At 64.1% G+C, this 16014-nt stretch carries 16 protein-coding genes and 1 tRNA gene; 7 read left to right on the top strand and 10 right to left on the bottom strand.

Annotated features, from left to right (window positions below; all coding sequences use genetic code 11):
* The first annotated feature begins 57 nt into the window (after positions 1 to 57).
* From msrP to msrB, 3 genes are read left to right on the top strand one after another with little or no spacing between them, the layout of a single operon-like run.
* Positions 58 to 1008, top strand: a complete 951-nt coding sequence (msrP, locus tag QZV93_RS12585) for a protein-methionine-sulfoxide reductase catalytic subunit MsrP (protein WP_295558926.1) — start codon at positions 58 to 60, stop codon at positions 1006 to 1008.
* Complete coding sequence (gene msrQ / locus QZV93_RS12580) at positions 995 to 1681, top strand: protein-methionine-sulfoxide reductase heme-binding subunit MsrQ (RefSeq protein ID WP_295558924.1); 687 nt, start codon at positions 995 to 997, stop codon at positions 1679 to 1681. The genes msrP and msrQ overlap by 14 nt, the downstream gene beginning before the upstream one ends.
* A complete protein-coding gene (msrB, locus tag QZV93_RS12575; protein ID WP_295558923.1) occupies positions 1678 to 2073 on the top strand; it encodes a peptide-methionine (R)-S-oxide reductase MsrB in 396 nt (131 codons plus the stop codon). Before msrQ ends, msrB begins: the two co-directional genes overlap by 4 nt.
* Before the next feature lie 168 nt (positions 2074 to 2241).
* Here the strand turns inward: msrB and QZV93_RS12570 are convergent, their stop codons facing one another.
* Positions 2242 to 2715, bottom strand: a complete 474-nt coding sequence (locus QZV93_RS12570) for a YcgN family cysteine cluster protein (protein ID WP_295558954.1) — start codon at positions 2713 to 2715, stop codon at positions 2242 to 2244.
* Between the two features lie 86 nt (positions 2716 to 2801).
* A complete protein-coding gene (locus QZV93_RS12565) occupies positions 2802 to 3848 on the bottom strand; it encodes a P1 family peptidase (protein WP_295558921.1) in 1047 nt (348 codons plus the stop codon).
* Positions 3849 to 4126: 278 nt separating this feature from the next.
* On the opposite strand from QZV93_RS12565, the gene QZV93_RS12560 reads away from it, so the two are divergent.
* Positions 4127 to 5083, top strand: a complete 957-nt coding sequence (locus QZV93_RS12560) for a class I SAM-dependent methyltransferase (protein ID WP_295558920.1) — start codon at positions 4127 to 4129, stop codon at positions 5081 to 5083.
* A 56-nt stretch (positions 5084 to 5139) separates the two neighbouring features.
* Positions 5140 to 6126: an acyltransferase family protein gene (locus QZV93_RS12555; RefSeq protein ID WP_295558918.1), complete on the top strand. Its 987-nt coding sequence runs from the start codon at positions 5140 to 5142 to the stop codon at positions 6124 to 6126.
* Positions 6127 to 6294: 168 nt separating this feature from the next.
* On the opposite strand, the gene QZV93_RS12550 is transcribed toward QZV93_RS12555, so the two are convergent.
* The 6 genes from QZV93_RS12550 to QZV93_RS12525 form a co-directional block, all read right to left on the bottom strand.
* Positions 6295 to 6504, bottom strand: a complete 210-nt coding sequence (locus QZV93_RS12550) for a hypothetical protein (RefSeq protein ID WP_295558916.1) — start codon at positions 6502 to 6504, stop codon at positions 6295 to 6297.
* Between the two features lie 101 nt (positions 6505 to 6605).
* Positions 6606 to 6692 (bottom strand) — tRNA-Leu (locus QZV93_RS12545).
* Positions 6693 to 6771: 79 nt separating this feature from the next.
* Complete coding sequence (locus QZV93_RS12540) at positions 6772 to 7122, bottom strand: hypothetical protein (RefSeq protein WP_295558915.1); 351 nt, start codon at positions 7120 to 7122, stop codon at positions 6772 to 6774.
* A 99-nt stretch (positions 7123 to 7221) separates the two neighbouring features.
* On the bottom strand, positions 7222 to 7605 hold the full coding sequence (locus QZV93_RS12535; protein ID WP_295558913.1) for a hypothetical protein: 384 nt from the start codon (positions 7603 to 7605) through the stop codon (positions 7222 to 7224).
* A 156-nt stretch (positions 7606 to 7761) separates the two neighbouring features.
* A complete protein-coding gene (locus tag QZV93_RS12530; protein ID WP_295558911.1) occupies positions 7762 to 9765 on the bottom strand; it encodes a protein meaA in 2004 nt (667 codons plus the stop codon).
* Between the two features lie 103 nt (positions 9766 to 9868).
* A complete protein-coding gene (locus tag QZV93_RS12525) occupies positions 9869 to 10216 on the bottom strand; it encodes a hypothetical protein (protein ID WP_295558909.1) in 348 nt (115 codons plus the stop codon).
* 352 nt (positions 10217 to 10568) lie between these two features.
* Here QZV93_RS12525 and ccrA point away from each other — a divergent pair, with 352 nt between their 5' ends.
* Positions 10569 to 11897: a crotonyl-CoA carboxylase/reductase gene (gene ccrA, locus QZV93_RS12520; protein ID WP_295558907.1), complete on the top strand. Its 1329-nt coding sequence runs from the start codon at positions 10569 to 10571 to the stop codon at positions 11895 to 11897.
* A gap of 54 nt (positions 11898 to 11951) precedes the next feature.
* Here ccrA and lepB read toward each other — a convergent pair whose 3' ends face one another.
* Together lepB and QZV93_RS12510 are read right to left on the bottom strand one after the other, a co-directional pair.
* Complete coding sequence (gene lepB, locus QZV93_RS12515; protein ID WP_295558905.1) at positions 11952 to 13226, bottom strand: signal peptidase I; 1275 nt, start codon at positions 13224 to 13226, stop codon at positions 11952 to 11954.
* 23 nt (positions 13227 to 13249) lie between these two features.
* The gene (locus QZV93_RS12510; RefSeq protein WP_295558903.1) at positions 13250 to 14092 is read right to left on the bottom strand and encodes a YihY/virulence factor BrkB family protein; all 843 of its coding nucleotides are present in this window, start codon (positions 14090 to 14092) and stop codon (positions 13250 to 13252) included.
* Positions 14093 to 14353: 261 nt separating this feature from the next.
* Here QZV93_RS12510 and QZV93_RS12505 point away from each other — a divergent pair.
* On the top strand, positions 14354 to 16014 hold a 1661-nt coding region (locus QZV93_RS12505; protein ID WP_295558901.1), incomplete at its 3' end, for an acyl-CoA dehydrogenase family protein.

Raw genomic sequence — 16014 nt, 5'->3', positions numbered from 1 at the left:
GGCCCAACCGTACAAAAGGCTGTAAGCTCAGCCAAACGCAGAATGAGGCCAATCCCCGTGCTTATCCGCAATCGTCCCGACATCGCGAGCTCGGACATCACGCCGCACAGCGTTTACCTCAGGCGGCGCGACATCCTGGCCGGCGCCGTCGGCATAGGTGTCTCGGCCATGCTGCCTCTACGCACGGCGCGGGCAGCGCCGGTCGCAGCCCAGAAGAGCGCGTTCTCGACCGACGAGACGCCGACCCGGCGCGAGGACGCGACCAGCTACAACAACTTCTACGAGTTCGGCACCGACAAGGCGGATCCGGCCGCCAAGGCGGGATCGCTCAAGCCGTCGCCGTGGTCGGTCAAGATCGACGGGCTGGTGCGCAAGCCGGCGACGATGACGCTCGAGGACATTCTCAAGCCGGTGATGCTCGAGGAGCGGATCTATCGCCTGCGGTGCGTCGAGGGGTGGTCGATGGTGATCCCCTGGATCGGCTTTCCGCTGGCAGATCTGATCAAGCGCGTCGAACCGCTCGGGAGCGCGAAGTACGTGGCGTTCGAGACGCTGGTGCGGCCCGAGGAGATGCCGGGACAGCGTGGGCTGTTCCAGCCGCTGCCGTGGCCCTACGTCGAGGGACTTCGCCTCGACGAGGCCATGCATCCGCTGACGATCCTCGCCACCGGCATGTACGGCGAGACGCTGCCCAACCAGAACGGCGCGCCGCTGAGGCTCGTGGTGCCGTGGAAGTACGGCTTCAAGAGCATCAAGTCGATCGTGCGCATCTCGCTGGTCGAGACGCAGCCGCCGACGACGTGGAAGGCGCTGGCCGACGACGAGTACGGGTTCTATTCGAACGTGAACCCGGAGGTCGATCACCCGCGCTGGAGCCAAGCGACGGAGCGGCGCATCGGCGAGGGCAGCGGCTTGTTCGCCAAGCGCCGTCCGACGCTGATGTTCAACGGCTATGGCGAGCAGGTGGCGCACCTCTATTCCGGGATGGATCTCCGTGCCAACTACTGACATGACGACTCCTGCCGCATCGGCGCGACCCGCCCGCACGCTCAGCGTGACCTGGCCTCGGTGGCTGGGACCGGGAAGCTACGGGCTCTACGCGCTCGGCCTCGTGCCCGCGGCCTGGACCTTCACCCTCGCCGTCTCGGACCAGCTCGGGGCCGATCCGCTCAAGGTTCTGGAACGGTCACTCGGGCTGTGGGCGTTGAAGTTCCTGGTCATCGGGCTCGCCATTACGCCGCTCCGGAAGCTCGGCGGGCCGAACCTGGTCCGCTACCGGCGCACCGTGGGGCTGCTGGCGTTTTTCTATGCGCTGTTCCACGTGACGGTTTATGTCTGGCTGGATCAGCAGCTCGATGCCGCACTGATCTGGAAGGATATCGTCAAGCGTCCCTATATTACGGTCGGGCTTCTGAGCTTCCTGATCCTGATCCCGCTGGCGGCGACGTCGAATACGACCATGATCAAGCGGCTCGGCGGCGCGGCGTGGCAGAAGCTGCATCGGTGGGTTTACCTCGCCGCGGCGGCGGCAGCGCTCCACTTCATCATGCTGGTCAAGGCGTGGCCGGCTGAACCTTTCGTTTATGCGGCGATCGTCGCCGCCCTGCTTCTCTTTCGGCTCGTGGAGCGAAACCGCAAGCCGGCAGCAAACAGAAAAGAAAAAGTGAGGATGTCCCCATGACCAAGACGCACGAGACCCACGACGAGACCTACTGGCGCCAGAAGCTCTCACCCGAGCAGTATCGGGTGTTGCGCGAGGGCGGCACGGAGCGTCCGTTCACGGGCGAGCATCTCAACACGCACGGCGACGGCAAGTTCACGTGCGCGGCATGCGGCACGCAGCTGTTCTCGTCGGATACGAAGTTCGACTCGGGGACGGGCTGGCCATCCTTCGACCAGGCGCTGCCCGGCGCGATCGAGTATCTCAGCGACCGCACGCACGGCATGGTGCGGACGGAAGTGCGCTGTGCCAACTGCGGGTCGCATCTGGGACACGTCTTTGACGACGGACCGACCGGCACCGGCAAGCGCTATTGCATCAACTCGGTGTGCCTCAACCACAAAGCGGAATAGGGCCTTCGGATATCGGCTCGTTTCGCATTCCGGATGCCCAAAAAGAGAAACCCCGCCGGGGAGCCTTGCGGCTCCGGGACGGGGCAGCACCTCTCGGCGCCTGACGTTCGCCGTTTCCGGCGCCCGTCTCAATCAACAACGCGCGAAGCGGACAAGGGTTCCAAGCGCTCAGCCCGCTTCGCCGATGATGTAGCGGGCGATCTCGTGCTCGGGGACGCCCTTCTCGCTGCGCGCCCAGCCGCGCACCGAGACGCCGGCCTGATGCACCGTTTCCGGATCGCCGGAGACGAGCGGGTGCCACCAGGCCAGGCCGCGGCCCTCGTTCACGCGACGGTAGGCACAGCTCTCGGGCAGCCACGTGAGCTTCTTCACGGCCTTGATGTCGACGGAGAGGCAATCGGGCATCAGCGCGAAGCGGTTCTCGTAGTCCTTGCACCGGCAGGAGCCGAGATCGAGGAGACTGCAGGAGAGGCGGGTGAGGAAGATCTTGCCCGTGTCCTCGTCCTCGATCTTGTTCAAGCAGCACTGGCCGCAGCCGTCGCAGAGCGAATCCCATTCGGCGGGTGACATTTCCGAGAGCTTCTTCGTCTCCCAGAAAGGCTTCTCCTCGCCCTCGGCGGCCCAGACCGCGGAATCGTCGATGCCGTCGCGAGCCGGCCGCTCGACCACGGCCCGGCGCCGACGCTTCGATGCCCCTGGAGATGTCTCTGACCGCTTTGCTCGTCTGCTCACGATTTATCTCGTTCGGACGGATACCTGGATCTGTAACACACGGCATCGCCGAGATCGCCCGCCGCGTACACACCTCGGGCCGCGGCACGCGCCACGCAGTCGGCCGCGATGGCGCCGATCCGCATCAGATGCACCAAGCGCTCGGCGGCAGGCAGCTCAATCAACCCGGTCGAAAGCACGAAAAGGGCGTCGCCGTCCACATGCGAATGGACCGGACGGAGCGCGCGCGCAAGCCCGTCCTGAGCCATGATGGCGATGCGTTGCGCCTCAGCCTGCGTGAGGGCGGCATTGGTGGCAACGACGCCGATGGTGGTGTTGCCGCCGGGCGCGAGCGGCGTCAGCTCGGCGCGGCTGCCGCGAAGCGGGTCGGCGACGGAGATCGCCGGACGGCCGGGCGGCCATCCGCGGGCGCCGAACTCCTCGCCCACCTCGTAGGGCGCTGCCCAGAAATGGCCGGTGCCTGGAATCAGGGGCGAGCCGAAGGCGTTGACGGCGATGAGGGCGCCGATCTGAAGCGGCCCGTCGATGGCGCTGGCGGAGCCGAGGCCGCCCTTGAGGTTGCCGGCGAGGGCGCCGATGCCTGCGCCCGCGTTGCCGATCTCGAAATTCTGCGTCGCCTCATCGCACGCGGCCCGGCCCCACGCGCGATAGGGCGGTGCCTCGCCCCACGCCTTGTCGCCGCCGTTGGCGAGATCGAACAGGATGGCGCCGGGAACGACCGGGGACACGCGGGGCGTCTCGCCGAGCTTGAAGCCGCGTCCGCGTGCGCCGAGCCAGGCGACGGCGCCCGACATGGCCTCGAGGCCATAGGTCGAGCCGCCCGAGAGCACGATGGCATCAACGGCCTCGACGAGCGTTGCAGGATCGAGCGCGTCCGTCTCGCGCGTGCCAGGCGCACCGCCGCGCACGTCGCAGGCGGCGACGGCGCGCGTCTCGGGCAGGACCACGGTGACGCCGCTGCGCACGGCGAGAGAGCCCGCGTTACCGACGGCGAGCCCGTCCACGTCGGTCAGGAGATTGCGCGGCCCCGGGCGGATCGACATGCGGGCTCGTCCTTCTTGCGCGGCTTGGACAGCGGGGTACTACGACCTATCCCGCGGCGGTTGCGGACCCAAGCGTTTCCGATCGCCATAGCTCAGAAGAGTCGAAAAAACAAACAATTGCGCTACAGAATCCTTGTTGTTGCATCTGACCAAATGTGCGATTTATCTGTGCTCTTTTATCAATTTGCGTGCTGGCAATGCGTCAACCAATTTCCTGCCCTACGTGCAGGGCTACGTTTGATTGGGGTGTTACAAACAGTTGCCCGTCGGGCCACAATATGGAGCGCATTGGTAGAATACCGCTGTGCTTCTCCCCTAGTGACATTCCTCGCAAGAGCACTGCCGATCCCTGGTATCCGCTACCGCACGCTCTCGATATCGCACGCGATATCGACGAACACGCGTCAACGCTCAGGGAAGGCATCGACCGCTTCTTCGAAATCAGATCCGCCGAGCTGAAATGCGATCTCGCGCGAGAAAAGCATCTCATTACTCGCCGATCCGTTTCCTCGGTCAACGAGTGCATCGCAGACGCCAGTCTGATGCTTGCGAAAATGGGCAAGCCATTTCCCTCGAGGGATCGCTGCCATATCGATATCGGCTGCGGCCTCGGCTTCGGTCTTGCTGCTTCGTCCTTGAGCTATTTCGGTGACAATGTCGTGGGCCTCGACTTGTCTCCACATTATTTGGTCATTGCAGACAAACACCTGCGAGAGCACGGCATTTCCTCGCCACGGCTTTATTGCGCGGATATTTGCGACGGCTGGCCGCTGCCGCTCAATCGGTATGACGTGGCCTTCATATCGATGGAGGGCGTTCTGGAGCACATAAAGAATATTCCGGGCTTCTTTAGCAACATCCTTCAGATCAGGTCATTTCCCTTTGCCTTGTATTTGACCGTGCCATACCGCTGGACGATCAAACCGGAATCTCACTTCAATCTTCGCTTCGTCAGTTGGCTTCCCCGCCGGTGGCAGGACGCGCATATCGCCAGACGGCTTGGCGTCCCAGCGATCGATCACGTCGAGTTCTATTCGCAGCGATCCCTGCGAACGACACTCGAGAAATATTTCGTTCCTAAAGCGATCCATATCGAGAAGAATTCTCGCCACCCCGCGGAGGCGCACTACCTCCGGTGCGTCGTGTTCATCGAAGACTTGGACAGCTTCGACCGTGAGGCGTTGGAAAGCGCTACCGCCACCAAAGACACGCCCACGCGGGGAGTGGCGACCTGAACGAGTCAGAATCACTCCATGCGCTTTCCTCTCCGCCTCGAGACGCCAATCTCGATTTGCTGCGGGTGTGCTGCTGCTTGGCTGTAATCCTGCTCCACACGAGTGCGCGAACAATCTATCTGTACGGCGACTGCGACCCAATCTCTTGGAATTTTGCCAATTTGGCGAACTCTGCGACCCGCTGGAGTGTCCCGGTGTTCGTGATGCTGAGCGGTGCGCTTTTGAACCGCCGCCTGATCGACAACCCGTGGCAATTTATTGCGGCGCGCCTAAAACGATTCGCCCTGCTCATATTGATTTGGAGTGCGATATATTTCGCGTGGCGAGCAGCTTTCCATCATGAGCCGCTGAGCGCGCCCGCAATTGCGCGCGATTTATTCCACGGCCAACCCTACTATCATCTTTATTTTCTATTTTCGATTTCCGATCTATCCATCGTGGCCCCTGTCCTCTCGCCCGCAATTCAACGGCTGCCGCGCCGCCTGTCGGTCGCGCTCTCGATGACGGCCACAGCAATTGCCGGCATCACAATCGCCGCGCAGGGGTACGACCCAAACTTCCTGACCTACTTTGTTCACTACATCGGATACTTCGCGCTCGGAGCGCTGCTGCCCGCAAGGAGCGGTCGACCTCGTTGGCATCTGGTTGTCGTCATTATCGCGGCGATCAGTCTAACGGCCATTCTAACGGCATTTACGGTGTCCTACAGCGGAGGAACCCAGGGTCGTTGGAGCTTGTATTTCTACAATTACTTCAGCCCTACGGTTGTCGTGGCCGCGATCGCCGTGTTCATCCTTTTCGCTCGCTTAAACGTGCCTCTGTGGTCGCGAACCTTCCTGCAGACAACCGCATCCCTGACGCTTGGGGTTTACTTGATCCATCCGATCATACTTGAGCTCTTGCGCTGGTTTTGGACGCGGTACCTTCCTTCCGCGCTCAATCCCGCCATCGATGTCCCGCTGACATTTGCCCTTACGGCACTCTTGTCCGGGACGATCGTGTTTTTCGCCCGTCGAGTTCCGGCGCTGAGAGCGGCGATCTAGCAGCGATCGACAGATCCGCCCACTTCCGCGACGCCCGAAGCGACATCACGGTGGTGCGCTCCACGGCGCGCTGCTCGCACTGGCGCCCGCGCAATTCGACGCCGTCCGCCAACGGCATCGGGTGCCGCACATTCAAGCTGGACCTATCATGCAGCCGGGGCGTGCTCGCTAAGCCACGAGCGGCGCGGGCTTGGAGCCGAAGTGGGCCTCGCTCGCGAGGTCATCAAGCAGCTCCGAGAGATCGCGCTCGGCGGCCGACAAGACCTCTTCCGCACGCTGCAGCTCTGCCTGCATGAGACTCAAGTCGGGGACCTTGCCGATGGCGCGACGCGCGCGCCGGAAGACAATGGCGGCCCGGAGCTCGGAATACTGTCGCATGAGACCCTCCCTCATGCTTGGAGGGTTAGCTCACGCGAGGCGCGAGGGAGAGTGGCCGAAATAAGTCTTCAACGGGTGTTGGCGCTTATCCCCGTAATTTATGGTGCCCCTGGCCCGACTCGAACGGGCACGTCATTGCTGACAACAGATTTTGAGTCTGCCGCGTCTACCGATTCCGCCACAGAGGCATTGGGATCATGCGGGAACGAGGGCGCACTATAGCGGCGGGCCTTTCCCAGTCAACGCGGGCCATTCGGGCCTGCAGCACTATTTCCAGGAGTAGGTGACGCGGCCGGTGCCGTGCACATGCTCGGCCACCTGGACGTGGTCGCCGACGTGGGGATCGGTGGTCTTCAGCACCATGACGTGGACGGTGCGGCCGTCGTCGAGCTTCACGTCAACGGCGAGGCCTTCCTCGATGGCCTTGGTCGACTTGCCGACGAGAGGGCCAATGGCCGCGACAACGCCCTGCACGTGATGCGTCTCGACCGTGGCGTCGAGGCCCGTCGCCCAGAAGCCCAAGCCCACGACGGCCAATGCGGCGACGCCGGCGCCTGCCCATTTCGCCCGCTGCCACCAGAGCTGACGCTCAAGCCGCCGTCTCGTTTCGTCGCGCATACCGTGGCTGTCCTCGTGCTCGGCGCCGCTATGCCGCGGCGGCCTTTCTCATGCGCGGCTTATAGCTCGCATCCCGGAAAAATGCGAAGGCCTCGTTGGTCAGGGGAGAGAAACCCGGGTCGTCGAGGGGAGGGCGGTCCCCGGTCCATCCCACTGATAGGTCGTGTACCCGATGAGCATTTTGCGTTTTTTGAGCGTCACGCGATCTCCCACTTTCGGGAGCGACGGCGCGATCGTGCCCACACGCACCACGCCGTCGTTGTCCAGCACAACCTGGATATCGGGATAGGGCTGGCCGGTGTCGTCGTTGACACGCCAGACGGCGCTCTGCACGACGCCCGCAACCTCGCGCTCCTTGCGCACGGTGGTGCGGAAGGCAAAGAAGCCGCCGAACAGCAATACCAAGACGACGAACGACGGCAGCCACAACGAGGTCACGTGGCGCCGCAGGCGGTTCAGCCGCTTTCGAGTTTCCTCTCGCATGCCCCTCCCCCAGAGTACGCCTGCCAAGAAACGTGCCCTAAAACCGGAGTCGCGCCCCAAGGTTCCAGCGTGTGCGCGATTCGTGTCCAAAATCCGGCCCGTACCACCCCGAAACGCGGTGGGAATAATTTCGATCGGCGACCGATTTAACCCTATTCAGGCGGCCTTCTCGTGCCTTTCGACGAGGCGGACGATGTCGGCCATGATGTCATTCAACTGGAAGTCCTTCGGCGTATAAACCGCTGCCACGCCGAAGCCTTTGAGCTTCACCTCGTCCTCGGGCGGGATAATGCCGCCGACGACGACCGGGATATCGGAGAGGCCTTCCTTGCGCATGCGGTCCATCAAGTCGGACACCAGCGGCACGTGCGATCCGGACAGGATCGAAAGGCCGACCACGTGCGCACTCTCGTCCACGGCCGCGCGCACGATCTGCGCCGGCGTCAGGCGGATGCCCTCGTAGACCACTTCCATGCCGACGTCGCGGGCGCGGACGGCAATCTGCTCGGCACCATTCGAATGGCCGTCGAGGCCCGGCTTTCCGACCAGGAACTTGATGCGACGGCCGAGCTTGGCGGAGACCGCGTCGACGGCGGCGCGAATGCTGTCCAGCTCGCCGCTGGCGCGCTCAGGCGCGGCCTGGGCGACGCCGGTCGGGGCGCGGTATTCGCCGAAGACGCGGCGCAGCGTGGTGCCCCACTCGCCCGTCGTGACGCCGGCCTTGGCGCAGGTGATCGAGCTTTCCATGATGTTGCGGCCTTCCTTGGCGGCCGATTCCAGCTCGGCGATGGCCTTCTCGACCGCCTTCGCATCGCGGGCGGCGCGCCAGGCCTTGAGGCGCTCGACCTGCTCGGCCTCGACCGCGGGATCGACCACCATGATGGCGCCTTCTCCGGCTGTGAGCGGCGAGGGTTCGGTCTCGGTCCACTTGTTGACGCCGACGACGATCTGCTCGCCCACCTCGATCTGGCGCACGCGCGAGGAGTTGCTCTCGACGAGGCGGCGCTTCATGTAGTCGATGGCAGCAATGGCGCCGCCCATGCGCTCGATGGTGGCGAGCTCGGCCTTGGCCTCTTCCTTCAGTTGCTCGACCTTACGCCTGATCTCGGCGGAGCCGTCGAAGATGTCGCCGTATTCGAGGAGATCGGTCTCGTAGGCCACGATCTGCTGCATGCGCAGCGACCACTGCTGGTCCCACGGACGCGGCAGCCCGAGCGCCTCGTTCCAGGCCGGGAGCTGCACGGCGCGAGCGCGCGCATTCTTGGACAGCGTGACGGCCATCATCTCGAGCAGGATGCGGTAGACGTTGTTCTCGGGCTGCGGCTCGGTGAGGCCGAGGCTGTTCACCTGGACGCCGTACCGGAACATGCGATTCTTGGCGTCGGTGACACCGTAGCGCTCGAGCGTAATCTCGTCCCAAAGCTCACCGAAGGCGCGCATCTTGCAGATCTCGGTGATGAAGCGCATGCCGGCGTTGACGAAAAACGAGACGCGGCCGACGACGGTGCCGAAATCCTTATCGGGCACCTCACCCGAGGCTTTCACGGTGTCGAGCACAGCGATACCGGTCGCGAGCGCGTAGGACAGCTCCTGCACGGGCGTCGCACCGGCTTCCTGCAGGTGGTAGGAGCAGACGTTGGTCGGGTTCCACTTGGGAACTTCCTTGTAGGAGAAGACGATCGTATCCTTGATGAGCCGAAGCGACGGCTCGGGCGGGAACACGTAGGTGCCGCGCGACAGATATTCCTTGATGATGTCGTTCTGGATGGTGCCCGTGAGCTTGGTGCGCGGCGCGCCGGTCTCGTCGGCGGTGGCGATGTAGAGCGAGAGAAGCCACGCCGCCGTGGCGTTGATCGTCATCGAGGTGTTCATCTGGTCGAGCGGAATGCCGTCGAGCAGCGTGCGCATATCGCCGAGATGCGAAACGGGAACGCCGACCTTGCCGACCTCGCCCCTGGCGAGCTCGTAGTCGCTGTCGTAGCCGGTCTGCGTCGGCAGATCGAACGCGATGGAGAGACCCGTCTGGCCCTTGGCCAGATTGCTCCTGTAAAGCGCGTTCGACTTCGCCACGTTGGAATGGCCGGCGTAGGTCCGGAACAACCAGGGCTTGTCCCGTTCCGGACCCTTGGTCGACGCCCCGCTCGCCCGTTTTTCCGACATCCTTAAAGTCCTCGCCCGCGAAATATTCTGTCCCATAGCGTACCGGCCGCCGGGCGCAAGGCAAAAGTCCAATTCGTCACGGGGGAACGGGCGCTTTCGGCGCTCAGGCCGGCTTGCTTCCGAGCGGGTTGCGGATACGCACGGCGGCATCTGCGAGACGCGCCAGAAGCATCATGAAGACAAGGGCGGCGATCATGCCCAGCGCCGCCGTTGCGACAACGTTGGCCGCTTTGTCGGCAGTGAGGACCAAACCCCAATAGCGGGCCGCAAAAATCCCCGTCAGGCCACCCCAGTAGATACCGGGCGCGAAGACCAGCGCCAGGCCCTTGACGGGGAGCATGGTGCGCATGACGGAAAACACAATCAGCGTCAACGCGGCGACGACGCCGTGGCTTAGACCATCGGCTACCGCAATGTCGTTCAAAAGCTTGAAAACGTCCTCGCGGCCCATGATTTCTCCTGCCGGTCGCACTCGTAAACGCCCGTCAAACGGTCATGCATAGCACCGTTAGATTAACTCTTCGTTGGGCCGGGATGGCCCGCGTCCGGGCCCCGGACGGCGCCTTCCGTCCCAGGAGGCTGGGGCTAAACCTTCGAATGACTTGCAGAGACCCCGACAAACCCTTTATTGCGGCGCGAAAAAGTGCTTGAAACGAGGCCGAAAGCTACGGAGGGGCGCCTAAGGCACGTTGCAGAGTCCGATTTCCGTCATGATGCAGCCGCTAGGCCCGCATCCGACAAGGGAAATTCGGGCCAGCATCCGCCGGTGGGACCTCTACTTCGCGTCAGGGAGAGACGAGAGCATGTCAAGCCATAGCGCCGCAATCAAAGGCAGCACCGGAGCAGCGGCTGCGCCTCAGGTTGTTCAGGCCAAAAAAGATCTCTACGAAGTCGGCGAGATTCCGCCGCTCGGCCATGTGCCGAAAAACATGTACGCCTGGGCCATTCGCAAGGAGCGCCAGGGCGAGCCCGACACGGCGATGCAGGTCGAGGTAGTCCCGACGTGGGAGCTCGACAGTCATGACGTGCTGGTGCTCGTGATGGCGGCGGGCGTGAACTACAACGGCGTGTGGGCCTCGCTCGGCGTGCCGATCTCGATGTTCGACGTCCATAAGCAGCCGTACCACATCGCCGGCTCGGACGCGTCGGGCATCGTGTGGGCTGTCGGCTCAAAGGTGAAGCGGTGGAAGGTCGGCGACGAGGTCGTCATCCATTGCAACCAGGACGACGGCGACGACGAGGAGTGCAACGGCGGCGATCCGATGTTCTCGCCCTCGCAGCGCATCTGGGGCTATGAGACGCCCGACGGCAGCTTCGCCCAGTTCTGCCGCGTGCAGGACCGCCAGCTTCTCGAACGTCCCAAGCACCTCACCTGGGAAGAGGCGGCCTGCTACACGCTCACTCTCGCCACCGCTTACCGCATGCTGTTCGGCCATCGTCCGCACGTGCTCCGGCCTGGCCACAACGTGCTCGTCTGGGGCGCGGCCGGCGGCCTCGGAGCCTTTGCGGTGCAGCTCTGCGCCACGTCAGGCGCCAACGCGATCGGCGTGGTGTCGGACGACGACAAGCGCGACTTCGTCATGCAGCTCGGCGCGAAGGGCGTCATCAACCGCAAGAACTTCAAATGCTGGGGCCAGCTGCCGAAGGTCAATTCGCCGGAGTACAACGATTGGCTGAAGGAGATGCGCAGCTTCGGCAAGGCGATCTGGGACATCACCGGCAAGGGCGTCAACGTCGACTGCGTGTTCGAGCATCCGGGCGAAACGACGATCCCGGTCTCGGTGCAGGTCGTGAAGCGCGGCGGCATGGTCGTCATCTGCGCCGGCACCACCGGCTACAATCTCACCATGGACGCGCGCTATCTCTGGATGCACCAGAAGCGCGTGCAGGGCTCGCACTTCGCCAATCTCGCGCAGGCCAGCCAGGCCAATAAGCTCGTTGTCGAGCGCCGCATCGACCCGTGCATGTCGGAGGTGTTCTCCTGGGCGCAGATCCCGAAAGCGCACATGCGCATGCTGCGCAACGAGCACAAGCCGGGCAACATGGCGGTGCTGGTTTCAGCGCCGACCACGGGCCTCAGGACGGTCGAGGACGTGCTCGAAGCGAGCCAGGCGCGCTTCGGCGCGGCTTGATCGCCCGGCAGCGGCAAGACATTCGGAAAAGCGCGGTAGCAATGCCGCGCTTTTTTATTGCGGCCTGAGAAACAGCCGGTTCCAGCGGATGTTGGCGAAAGCGGACGCGAGCCCGTTCCCGTCGCGCGGCGTATCGGCGGACAGGTAAATCAGCGATACGCGGCCGATGATGTTGTCGGCGGGAATCAGCCCGACCTGCTCCATGGCGCGGCTATCCATCGAGTTGTCACGGTTGTCGCCCAGGACGAAGTAGCTGCCGGGGGGAATGCGGAACGGACCGGCGTTGTCGAACGGACCTTCCGGCTCGCTGTCGAGGACCGTCACTTTCCGACCTTCGGGCAGGCTCTCCTCGTAGACCGCAACGGTTTGCTTCGAGGCTGCGCCGGCCTGCGGCGTGACATCGGCCACCCGCTGCCTCGGCACAGGCGTGCCGTTGATATGCAGTACGCCGTGCTGCATCAGGATCTCGTCGCCCGGAAGCCCGATGACGCGCTTGATATAATCCGTCTCGCCGTCCCTCGGCAGCTTGAAGACGACAATGTCGCCGCGCGCCGGCAAGGTGCCGCCGAGCCGGCCTTCGAACCGCGCATCGAAGGGAAACGAATAACGGCTGTAGCCATAGCTGCGCTTGTCGACGACGACGTAATCTCCAACGAGAAGGGCGGGCTCCATAGAGCTCGCCGGAATCACGAACGGCTGAAACATAAAGCTTCTCGCCGCGAATATGGCTGCGAGGACGATCAGGACGGAAGCCGCGACATTTGCGGTTGCACGAAGAATGCCGAAGTGCTGCACGGCGCCGACCGTACGTATTCTCAGGAACAGTCCCCATAGAGACAGAGCGGCCAGCACGAGAACCAGGACCGCGAGGACAGGATTGTCGGTGCTTGCGCCCGCGAAGACCCGCAGGAAATCCTGGTGATAGACGGCGAGCGCCACGACCATGATCGGCAGGGCGGCCACGTTCGGCAGGGCGGCCCATGCTATCGCGGTGCGCAGAGACGGCCGGCTCGCCTGGCCACCGAGGAGTCCGCCGGTCCACGACAGAAGAGCGCCCTCGATGTAGAGCTCCAAAAGTCCCAGGACCGGGCCGATGAGAGCGGCGGCGATGACCAGCACGATCCAGTGAAAATAGGCGCCCGTCCCGCCGATGCCGATGGTTGGGCCAATTCCGGCCAACGCGGCCAGCAGCAGTGTCGGGGCTCGGGCGGGGTGTCTTGTGAGGGCGGTGATGGTCGCCTGTGGGCGCCACCAGATCGTGAACCACGGGCTCGAGGTCAAGCCCGACTGTTCCCCACCCCCATCGCGCCGTCCGCTCTCTGTCGACATCTTTGGACCCGGCTGACCTGCGCTCAGTGATTGCCGTTGCCGTTGGTGAGCTTCTTCAACTCCATGATGCCGCGATTGAGCTCGGCACCCAGGATGATGATGATGGAGGTGAACTGGAAGAAGATCATGGCGATCATGAGCTGTGAAAGACCGGCATAGAACCGGGCGTAATTGCTCATCGACAGATAGTACGAATAGAAGCCAGCAATGGTCAGCCACAACGCGACCGACAGGGCGACGCCCGGCCAGACGTCGGCAACGCGGCGCTTGCCGGCGGCGAGCCAGAGATGGAAGGCGAGGAGCTGTGCGCCAATCGCCGTGGCGCCGAGCGCATAGCGCGTGATGGGCGCGAGCCAGCTCGAGTCGAGGAACGTTTTCGCCCACGATGGCTCGAAACGCGCGGCGATGCCGGGCCCCACGACCACGGCCCAGGTCAACACCAGCATGGAGGCCGCGGAGATCAACACCAGCAACATGCTGAGGCCGAGGCAGACCGGATAGGGGCGCGTCTCCACCACGCGATAGGCCCCGTTCAGGGCAGCCCGCAAGGTCTCGACGGCGCTGGTGGCGAAGAAGAGCGCCAGGAAGCCGCCGAAGGTCAGCAAGTCGATACGCGTCTGCCCCATGATGGCCTCGACCTGCGGCACCAGGGCCTTGGCCACATCCGGGGGCAGGTTCTGGAACAGTTGTCCGACCGCCTGGGCTGCCAGCTCGCGCCCGCCGAACATACCGGCCAGCGCACCCAGGAAGATGCAGAACGGGAAGAGCGAGACGACGAACGAGAACGCCACGGCGCTCGCCATGGCGAAGCCCGAGTGCTCGTAGAGTCGGTAGATGGCAGACAGCAGGGTGCGGTAACGCTTCATCGGCAGGCAATCTGGCGGCAGTTTGGGCTGTTGTCGAGCTGCGACCCTAGTCCATGCAAGCGCAGCGGGTCCATGCCCACGATGCAACGCCCGCCGCCAAATGACCCGCGCCGTTAACGGCCGTGCGTTCGTGTCGCTGAGGCGCGAGATTATCTTGACGGGCGGGCTTGGAAATTTGCAGATGGCGTCCTGAATTGGCGGGCTTTCGAGCGGCCTGGGACAAAATTCCCCGAAACGTGGGTGAGCGGAGGAGACAAGAGGATGTCGGCTGTCGAGAGCAACCTTCTGGCTGCAGGTCCGCAGCGCCTGATCGCGCGGACGGCGGAAGCGGTCGAGGCCGCCGACCGGGTCCTTGCGCTCGCAAAAACCGGCGTCAAAGCGAAGATCCAGGAGGCCGGCGGCGTCGACGAGGCGCAGCATGCCGCCCACGGCCTCGCCTGGCTGGCAACGACCGTCGAGGCCCTGCGGCAGATGAACCTGTGGGCGGCACGTCTGCAGGACGAGGGCGCGTTCGGCGAGTTCGAGCAGCTTCTGCTGGTGGCGGCGTTCGGCGAATACGGCGCACAGATCGCGGGCGGCATCCCCATGAGCCAGCTCGAGATCATCCGCCCCGAGGCGCTCGGTGTGCCGAAGGCCGAGATCCGCAAGTACGAAGATGCGGTCGCGGATGTGATCGCAGCCGGCAGTGCGCAGAGCGTGAAGGCGAAGCTCGCCGAGTTCATCCAACATGCACAGGGGGCGACGACCTTCGGCAACTCCGGCCTCGACGAAACGATGGCGGCCATCCACGAGCAGATGCGCAGCTTCTCCGAGGCCGAGGTGGTGCCGCATGCGCACGAGTGGCATCTGGAGAACGCCTACATCCCGGCCGAGATCATCACGCAGGTGGCCGACCTCGGCGTGTTCGGGCTGACCCTTCCGGAGGAGTACGGCGGCCTCGGGCTCGGCAAGCTCGCCATGTGCGTGGTCTCGGAAGAGCTGTCGCGCGGCTATATCGGCGTCGGCTCGCTCGGCACCCGCGCCGAGATCGCAGGCGAGCTGATCCTGCACAACGGCACGCCCGAGCAGAAAGAGAAATATCTGCCCAAGATCGCCACCGGCGAGTGGCTGCCGACGGCCGTGTTCACGGAGCCCAACACCGGCTCCGACCTCGCCTCGCTCAAGACACGGGCGGTGAAGGCGGGCGACGCCTATAAAATCACCGGACAGAAGACCTGGATCACGCACCCGGTGCGGGCCGACATCATGACCGTGCTCACGCGCACGAACCCGGACGAGAAAGGCTACAAGGGCCTTTCGATGTTCATTGCCGAGAAGCCGCGCGGCACGGACGAGGATCCGTTCCCGGCCCAGGGCATGACGGGCGGCGAGATCGAGGTGCTCGGCTACCGCGGCATGAAGGAGTACGACATCTCCTTCGACGGCTTCGAGGTGCCGGCCGCGAACCTGCTCGGCGGCGTCGAGGGGCAAGGCTTCAAGCAGCTGATGAACACGTTCGAAGGGGCACGCATCCAGACGGCGGCGCGCGCGGTGGGCGTCGCCCAATGCGCGATGGACCTCGGTCTCAAGTACGCGCTCGAGCGCGTCCAGTTCGGCAAGCCGATCTATTCGTTCCCACGCGTCTACAACAAAGTGGTGATGATGGCGGTCGAGACCATGATCGCGCGTCAGCTCTCCTATTTCGCAGCGCGCGAGAAGGACGAGGGGCACCGCTGCGATCTCGAGGCGGGCATGGCGAAGCTTCTCGGCGCCCGCGTCGCCTGGGCGAACGCGGACAACGCGTTGCAGATCCATGGCGGAAACGGCTTCGCGCTCGAGTATCCCGTCTCGCGCGTGCTGTGCGATGCCCGCATCCTCAACATCTTCGAGGGTGCTGCCGAAATCCAGGCGCAGGTGATCGCGCGCCGCCTGCTCGAGGACAA

The sequence above is a fragment of the uncultured Hyphomicrobium sp. genome (assembly GCF_902826555.1).
In the GTDB taxonomy this organism is placed as follows: Bacteria; Pseudomonadota; Alphaproteobacteria; order Rhizobiales; family Hyphomicrobiaceae; genus Hyphomicrobium_C.
The sequence above is the reverse complement of the archived record's forward strand: the minus strand, read 5'-3'. Positions and strand labels throughout refer to the sequence as shown.